Annotated in this window: 9 protein-coding genes, 1 tRNA gene and 1 pseudogene; 6 read left to right on the forward strand and 5 right to left on the reverse strand. The window is 58.2% G+C overall.

The features are described 5' to 3' along the window. The 6 genes and pseudogenes from HMPREF2724_RS08175 to HMPREF2724_RS08200 form a co-directional block, all read left to right on the forward strand. A pseudogene (locus HMPREF2724_RS08175) lies at positions 1–376 on the forward strand (lactate utilization protein); the annotation flags it as partial. Further along, entirely contained in the window at positions 373–1,008 is a 636-nt protein-coding gene (locus HMPREF2724_RS08180) for a LutC/YkgG family protein (RefSeq protein ID WP_070456197.1), read from the forward strand. The pseudogene HMPREF2724_RS08175 and the gene HMPREF2724_RS08180, both read left to right, overlap by 4 nt. A 94-nt stretch (positions 1,009–1,102) precedes the next feature. Next, a tRNA-Arg gene (locus HMPREF2724_RS08185) sits at positions 1,103–1,176 on the forward strand. Positions 1,177–1,371: 195 nt separating this feature from the next. Further along, on the forward strand, positions 1,372–1,698 hold the full coding sequence (locus HMPREF2724_RS08190) for a hypothetical protein (RefSeq protein WP_061925889.1): 327 nt from the start codon (positions 1,372–1,374) through the stop codon (positions 1,696–1,698). 3 nt (positions 1,699–1,701) lie between these two features. Further along, positions 1,702–2,556 carry a hypothetical protein gene (locus HMPREF2724_RS08195; protein ID WP_070588165.1) on the forward strand — a complete coding sequence of 285 codons (855 nt, stop codon included), beginning with the start codon at positions 1,702–1,704 and terminating at the stop codon, positions 2,554–2,556. Between the two features lie 60 nt (positions 2,557–2,616). After that, the gene (locus HMPREF2724_RS08200) at positions 2,617–3,042 is read left to right on the forward strand and encodes a cupin domain-containing protein (RefSeq protein WP_070432825.1); all 426 of its coding nucleotides are present in this window, start codon (positions 2,617–2,619) and stop codon (positions 3,040–3,042) included. 91 nt (positions 3,043–3,133) lie between these two features. On the opposite strand, the gene HMPREF2724_RS08205 is transcribed toward HMPREF2724_RS08200, so the two are convergent. From HMPREF2724_RS08205 to HMPREF2724_RS08225, 5 genes are all read right to left on the reverse strand, one after another. Beyond that, entirely contained in the window at positions 3,134–3,334 is a 201-nt protein-coding gene (locus tag HMPREF2724_RS08205; protein ID WP_070432824.1) for a hypothetical protein, read from the reverse strand. 142 nt (positions 3,335–3,476) lie between these two features. After that, entirely contained in the window at positions 3,477–3,764 is a 288-nt protein-coding gene (locus HMPREF2724_RS08210) for a molecular chaperone GrpE (RefSeq protein WP_070432823.1), read from the reverse strand. A 98-nt stretch (positions 3,765–3,862) separates the two neighbouring features. Then, positions 3,863–4,381 carry a MarR family winged helix-turn-helix transcriptional regulator gene (locus tag HMPREF2724_RS08215; protein ID WP_070432822.1) on the reverse strand — a complete coding sequence of 173 codons (519 nt, stop codon included), beginning with the start codon at positions 4,379–4,381 and terminating at the stop codon, positions 3,863–3,865. Between the two features lie 36 nt (positions 4,382–4,417). Further along, a complete protein-coding gene (locus HMPREF2724_RS08220) occupies positions 4,418–6,997 on the reverse strand; it encodes an AAA family ATPase (protein ID WP_070498303.1) in 2,580 nt (859 codons plus the stop codon). Between the two features lie 4 nt (positions 6,998–7,001). Next, the coding region (locus HMPREF2724_RS08225; RefSeq protein ID WP_070588167.1) for a metallophosphoesterase family protein at positions 7,002–7,900 on the reverse strand (899 nt) is incomplete at its 5' end.

Below are 7,900 nucleotides of genomic sequence, written 5' to 3' on the forward strand. Positions count from 1 at the left end.
CCTGCCTTATGCATGCTCCCTGTGTGGACGCTGCGACGAGGTTTGCCCGGTGAAGATTCCGCTTTCTGAGGTCATCCTGGAGAACCGCCACCAAAAGGTCACCCACGCTACCCCGCCGGTGGAATCCAAGCTGTTTAGCGCGGTTCAGCTCGTGTGGGGCCACCCAAAGGTCTGGAACCAGATCACCCACATGGTTGCCCTCGGCCGCGTATTGGGCGGCTTCAACGGCGTCATCGATAACTTGCCTTTGTTCCTCTCCGGCTGGTCCGACGCCCGCGATACTGCAGTCCCCCCGAAGAAGTCTTTCCGTCAGTGGTTTGACTCCGATGAAGCTAAAGAATTGCTCGCCCAAGCCAAGAAGGAGGGCATCAAGTGAGTACCCCCAAAGAAGAGATCCTGAAGCGCATTCGCACCGCGCAGAAGCAGGCAGGCCTGTCTGAACACGTCGACATCCCGCGCGAGTACGAAACGCAGGGCACGCTAAACGCGGATGAGCTGCGTGACATGCTGGTTGACCGCCTTGAGGATTACAAGGCGGAGGTCCACGTCACGGATGAGGCGTCCCTGGCCAAGACCATCTCGCAGGTCTTCACGGACAAGGATTGTTCTACGGTGACCTATGCACAGGGCATGGACACCGCGCTTATCGACGCCATCACCTCCGACGTCACATTAACCGCCGACGATCCCACGTCTGACCCGCGCGAGCTGGATACTGTCGACGCCGTGCTCACCGAGTCCCACGTAACTTCCGCACAGACCGGCACCATCGTGTTGGAGGCGGGCCCGCTGTGCGGCCGCCGCGCTCTCACGCTGGTCCCAGACCGCCATGTATGCATCGTACGCAAGGAGCAGGTGGTCTACGGCGTGCCGGAGATGGTCTCGCGCATCAATCCGGACTTCCCAGCAACCTGGATTTCCGGCCCGTCTGCTACTTCCGATATTGAGCTCTCCCGCGTCGAGGGCGTGCACGGTCCACGCGATCTCATAGTCATCATCGTGAAGTAAGGCTCGTATGCGGAACTCACCCCGCATTAGCTTCTAACTACTGGCATGCGCTAGAATCACACCGTTGATATCTGGCGCATGCCACCTATCATTTGCCTCCGTAGCTCAGCGGATTAGAGCATCGGTTTCCGGTACCGAAGGTCGCAGGTTCGATCCCTGTCGGGGGCACAATTTCTCCCTTCGCTTGCTCGGCGTTCAACCCGGCAGGCGAGGGTTTCAGCTTCGTATCCACATTTTCCATTTCTTGCAGCTTCCAGAAATCTCTAGCGCATCGCCGTCGCTCGATATTAGGAATTCCCCCCTACCACTCGAAGTCAAAGAATCATTCCTAAGAATGATCCCGCGGGCTGTAAGGTCAGGGCCATGGAATCAACATCTCGCCCCACGCGGGCCTACCTCTCGTTTCTCGCGGTCGCGTTAGCGTTCTTCGTGGTGCCGGGGATTGTGGGCGCGGCTCTTAGTGGGAATACAGCGACTGTGACCATGCTGGTGCTACTGCCAGTGATGGCGTTGGCATTGGGCATGCTGGATGGCCGGCTCTTCCGCTATACGCTGTCCTTTCCGCTCATTGCGGCCTTTATGTTTTGGCTTTCTACCAAGGTCTACTACAACACCGGTACGTGGATTTACGCAGTTGAGGTCGTCCTGCTTGCGTGGTTGGGCAGCTGGTTAACCGGAAGGAAGGCCTAGGTCATGGAAACGTGGATTCTGAACCATCCTGAGGCGGGAAGGCTCGAGGTCATGGGCGGCCCCGATGTGGAGTTTGCTGCAGCTTATGAAAACTGGCCGCAAGAACCGAGCGAGCAAGAATACACCGCCCTAGACGCCAACATGCCGCTTAAAGATAGAATCCGGGCATTCATTGATAATCCACCTATTCGCGTGCAAGTTTGCCGCGATGGCGAAGTCCTTGGAAGGTACACCTCGTTGTCTTCGGCGCGAGTGGCACTAAAACAAATCGATACCGACGAGCTACGCAGCTTAGAGCTTGTCAACCGCACGAAGCCGCACCTCAAGCTGCACGCGAATGCTCTCGACGAGTTGCTCGAGGTGACATATCACAACGGCTCAGAGGTGGTCGAATTCGAGCCACCAGCTGGCAGCCGGGGTGCGCGGCGTCGCGAAGCAATGGAGCAAAGCCCCGTTAAACGCGTGGCCTATCCCCTCCTCGCGGGCCTTGGTAAAGGCGGTTGGGCGTTGGCCGTTATCGTGCTCGGCCCAATCCTGCGCAAGCTGTTGGACTTGCTGCCTATCCCCGACATCAACTGGCCGGATCTGCCAGATCTCCCCGAGCTTCCCCAAATCCATCTGCCAACCATCAGTATCGATTGGCCAGGCATCAACTGGCCGAACATCGATTTCCCTGACCTCCCGGCGCTGCCCGAGTGGATGGTTTTCTTGCTCGACAACTCGAAAGTGTGGGTGCCCATCGTCATCGGTATCGTCATCGGCGTGATATCCATCCGCAACCACAAAAAGTCCGAACAGCATAAGAGGCAATGGCAGGACGGCGGCGAAGATACGAGAAAAGAAAATCCTCAGCATTAATACGCGGGCGCGCATAAGCTGGTGTTAAAGACCCATAATCCCTACAAGGAGGTACCTGACATGTCAGATCTGCGCACCGACCATGGCCCGACCCCTTATGTTCTCAACATCGAAGAGACCACCCTGGCTAACGATGCTTTCCGTGACACCCTGTGGACCGGCCAATACCTGCAGATGACCGTCATGTCTATTCCTGCCGGCGGCGAAATCGGCGCGGAGGTCCACGATGACCATGACCAGTTCCTGCGCCTCGAGTCCGGCCAGGGCCGCATCATGATTGGTGAAGACAAGGACAACCTAGACATCGACCAGGTAGTCGAAGACGACTTTGCCATCTTCGTACCAGCTGGCAAGTGGCACAACTTCGTCAACGAGGGCTCCGAGCCGGCAAAGCTCTACTCCATCTACACCGCACCGGATCACGTTAAGGGCACCATTCACGAGACCAAGGAAGACGCGGACAACGATCCGAACGAGCAGCACTAATTGCGGCAGGCTTTTAAAACGACAAAATGGCGGTCCAGAAGATGGGCCGCCATTTTAATATTTAGCTATTGAGCTTTGAGTTCTCCAAGTACTACTTGATGAACGGGTTTACGATCTCCTGGGTGATGTCCAGGGAGCCGTGCTCGATGTAGAACATGCCGAGGAACATAGCGGTAACGAGAACGAAAACCAGGAGCATGTTCGGGATCCACTGGACGAACACAGATACCCAGCCGTCAGCCTTGTCACGTGCAGCTGCTTCGCGCTGTTCCTGTGCCTCGTATTCGTTCATAATCCGTTGTTTCCTTTCACTGCGCCTTGTACTCCCTAGGCACACCTCGCCTAGCAAGAGTAATCACTGGCACTAACTTTAGCAGTAGATCGTTATGAATTTGTAGTTATCCACCGTTTGATTGACACCATTGCGGCCTGTTTTAAATACCAGGGTCCTCGTTGTTTTCGAGGGCGTCGACAAAAGCGTCTCTATCGGCGAACATGCGGTTGATATCGGCTTCTTCACCAACAATCCAGTGGCCGCTTTCCTCGTCAAAGGTAATTGCAGCGTCTGGAAACTTCTCCAAAGCGGCGTCCATGGCAGCCGCCTGTTCTTCCGTAGCAATTCCCTCAAGGTGAGCTTCTGGGTCGCCCAGGTCATCGAGAACAGTGATGTTGTAGTGCGGGTACTGGCGCTTAGGGTGCTCGAAGAGCTCTTGTCCCATCATGGTGGTGTCTCCTTTTGGGCTACATATGAGTTAGGCTGTGGCGCTAAGCCACATGATAGGTCAGCTTTGGTCGTGTTTTGGCCGGCAACCTTGCAAGCCTAAACCTGAGGCTCAGCTTGACCGTGCAGAAGTTCCTCAGGTACGAATCCCTCGTAGCCAGGGACGTTCTTTACTGCTAGCACCCCTTTGAAGAAGTTAACCAACGAGGGAACATCTTCCTCGCTTAGGTGATCAAAGACAAGACGGCGCACGGACTCGACGTGCTCAGGCACGGCGCGCTCGAGGCGGGTAAAACCGTCATCCGTTATCTTTACCACCACGCCGCGGGCATCGCCGACGCTCTTGCACTTGGTGACGAGCCCGCGCTTTTCCATGCGCGTTACTTGGTGGGATGTGCGGGAACGGTCCCAATCCAGCTCGGCACACAGCTCGCGCAGGCGCATCTGATGGTCTTTTTGCTCGGACAACGTCACTAGGACGGCGAACTCAGAAGCAGAGACTTCCCCACCGGACATGAGAGTTTCTTCCATGCCGCGATTGATCTTGCGGATGGATCCAAGAAGCAGGCGCCAAAGCTCCTGTTCCTCCTCGTTAAGCCAGCGGGTTCCCGTAGTCATGCAAATAACAGTACACACTGGCTTTACTGAGAAAAACTAAACCTTCAGCGCGTCCATGGCAAGCTCCGTGCGCTCCGGTACACGCGCGTATCGCTGCGGCATACATGTAAGCACGAGCACCTGCGAATGCTTGCCTACCTGGGCGAAGAGCGTCGACATCAGGTTCAGGCGTGTCGAGTCGGTAGAGCCCAGCGCATCGTCCACGATGACGGGCACACCGGACTCTTGAACGAGCCCGGCGATAGCAAACCGTGTAAGGATGGCCAGCTGTTCCTTCGCGCCGCCGGAAAGCGAACCCATATCAATGGTTTGGCCGTTGCGGCTACGCGCGGTGACAACGAGCTCCTCGGAGAGCTCGAAGTCGACGTCACCGCCGAAGACGGTGCGCGCGAGAGCATTAAGCTTTGTCACGAAAGGCGCGGCGTAGCGCTGGCGCGCAGCATCGCGATGCTTAAGCAACAGCTCCCGCAGATAGCGGGCAGCATTTGCACGCTTTTCGACGGCCGCGAGTACCTCCCGTGAGATTTCTAGCTCGGCGCTGGCTGCAGCCAGGCGTTCGGCCACACCAGAGTGCATCTCGATTCGGCCGACATATTCGCGCATGTCGCCGTCGGCACTCAAAATTGCGTTGTTCAGGCTACGTACCTGTTCCTCCGCGCCCTTGTGCAGAGCAAAGACCGTATCGACGTCGATGGCGCTTAGTTCTCGCAGGCGTTCGCGCTGCTGCTCCAGCTGCACCTTCGCCGCATGGAGAGCCTCTTCAACGTCTGCATCCGTTGCTGCATCGCGGGCGTTACGCAAAGCTTCCTCAGCTGCAGCATACTGGTTGGCAGCGGATTCATGCCGCGCCGTCGCCGCAGCCAGCTGCGTGGCTGCCTGACTATCTCGGTACGGGGCCAGCTCCTTTTCCGCCATGGTGACTTCGCTGCGCGCGGCCTCCTCAGCAGCCTCGGCACTGGACAAGTCGAGTGCTTCCTCAGATACGTCCGTGCCCTCGTGCTCGCGAGGCTCTTCAAAGTCCGCTGACTGTGCGGCATATTTTGCTTCGAGCTCGCCAAGGTCGTCGGTGCCCAAGGCCGCCTTGAATTCGCGCTGAGCTTGTACGACGGCGCGCTGCTTTTCCAAGAATTCCTCGCGCAGCTTCTGTGCTGCAGCGAGGTCTTCGCAGCCAGCGTCTTCAAGCAGTTGCGCAAGGCGCGTGCGCGCCTGTGCCACGGTGTCGGCCGAGGTATCACCGGCTGCTGCTTGATAAGTTGCCTGAATCTTGCCGAATGCAAACTTCATGCCATCGCGTAGCTGGATGGTTTGTGTGTTGTCGTCGGTTTGTTGGACTTCGCCGTCGACCTCGAACTCGCCTTCACCGCTGATGACCAGCTTGGCAGCGGCTGCGGCAAAAACGCGTTCTTGGACCTGGACTTCGTTAGCGGCTTGCTCGATGTCTTTGAGGTTTGCAACCTCTGGTGCTTGAGCTACCTCGGCGCGGCGGTCAGCTAGTTCTTTGTCGAGCTTGCCTAGGTGTTCAAGGCGCTCGCCAAGGGCCTCCCGCTCCTTCTTCTTGTGCGCCTTTCGCGCGTATTGGAGGTTGGCGCGTGCCTTCTCATAGGTTTGATTTGCGCGCTCGAGCTTTTCCTCGAGCGCGCTGCGGGCTTCTTTCTCATCTTCGACGCTCGCGCTAAGTTCTTCGACCTTGGTGGCTAAAGCCGTGAGATTCGCAGCGGCCCTGGAAACCTCCTCCACCGCGCTGCGGCGGCGTTCAAGTGCTTCTTTCTTGGCCTCCAAATCTGCCGCAGCGCGGTCAACCACTTCGCGCTGGGCTTCGATTTTTTCGAGGGCGGCGCGGGCCTCAACAACGTCCTTTTCGCGCTCGGCTAGCTCTGCCTGCGCTGCCGGCAATGCTTCCTCGGCGTCGCGCTTGGCAAGTTGTGCAGCCTCATGTTTGACCACGACATCGTCAAGCTGGCGCAATGCTTCCGTGGCCTCATTGTGCGCAAGTTCTGCCGCGTTGTAGCGCTCTTGGGCATCCTTTAGTTCTTTAGCCGGCTGCCCGGTGCGCGCGGTGAAGTATTTTTCGTATTCCTTCTGCACGCGATTGACCAGCTCAGAGTCTTCCGCGGCCGCGGTATCCATACCGCTAGCTTCTTCCAAGGCATTCGTCACCGAAGGAATACCCACGGCAGCCACGCCGGAGCCTAGGTCATCCTGGCGGAGGAACAGAGCGTCAAGGAGCTGGCGGTCAAGATGCTCGTTCAAGATGCGATCCAGCTCGTCATCGGCCTCGCCGCCAGTAAATTGCGCCGCACGCGGTGCTAGAACGCGCAGTTCAGACATCTTTTTCTTGAGCCAGCGCTTGTGGATGCGGAAGTGATACGGCCCCACGGTGACCTCAAGCTCTACCTCAGGGCCCGCATCTCGGTCCACCGGTTTGAGCGCCTTAATCTTCTTAGCGGCACCCGTGTGCTTTTCCGTCAGCACGGTATCGATGGCTTCCACGATGGTGGACTTGCCGGCCTCGTTCTCACCGTGGATGACCACGACGCCGGTCTCCGGCAGCTGTTCGATACGCAGATGCTCGACGCCGCGGACGTTCCAGATTTCCAAGCTGTGTAGACGCATCATGGCTTTAAGCCTCCTTCACGCTGAGACGGAACAACAGGTTGGCTGCGTCGCGGGCTACAGGGTCCTCCAGGTTTTCCACCAACTCCGCCAAGGCATCAGCGGCGAAGCCGGAAAGCTCAAGACTGGCAAGTTCCTCCTCATCGGGAGCAAGGTGCAAGTCCATGGTTCGCTCACGCGGGCGCAGCGAGGCGAAGACCGGCTCGAGCTCGGCCAAGCCTTGCTCCAAACGCGCTTGGGCGCCCAACCCCACCGTGCCGCGCAAGCCATACTTCACTGCGGTACGGGACTTGTTCGGCATGTCATCGAGAACAGTGAGGAAGCGCTCGACATCCTCGTCGGAGTTGACGTCTGCCGCCACCGCGCGAAAAGCCCAGCGGCCGATGTGGTGCGGGGTGACCTCAACCTGCCCATTGTCGATTACCACGACCAGTGCATTGCCGGAATCGCGCTCGCGGTCATCAAAAGCGGTGGTCTCCGGGCTGCCGGAGAACCAGACGCGCCCCGACTGCCCCAAGGCCTGCGTGGAGTGGGTATCTCCCAGAGCTAGGTAATCGATGACGCCCTCAGAAATCTGGTTTTCAACAAACTTTAAGTCAATAACGTCAGCCTCAGACTCGCGTGCTTCCACCTGCCCGTGGCCCACGGCGATGCGCACTCCGTCGTAAGGCTCGAGCGGGGCGAGCGCTGCCTGCACGAGGTCATAGTTTGCGCGCTTGGAGAGATACGGGGCGCCGACGATCTCCACTCCTTCGCGCACCTCAATCGGGGTGGAATCCGCGATGACGTGGACGTTGTCCGCAAAAGGCTTGCGCAGGATGGAATCCGCCACCAGCGGATCGTGGTTGCCGGGCAACAGATAAACAGGCACCGGCAGATTGCGAAAGGCCTCCTTGGCACGCCCCA

Origin of the sequence: Corynebacterium sp. HMSC071F07 (genome assembly GCF_001810285.1) — a bacterium.
GTDB lineage: Bacteria > Actinomycetota > Actinomycetes > Mycobacteriales > Mycobacteriaceae > Corynebacterium > Corynebacterium simulans.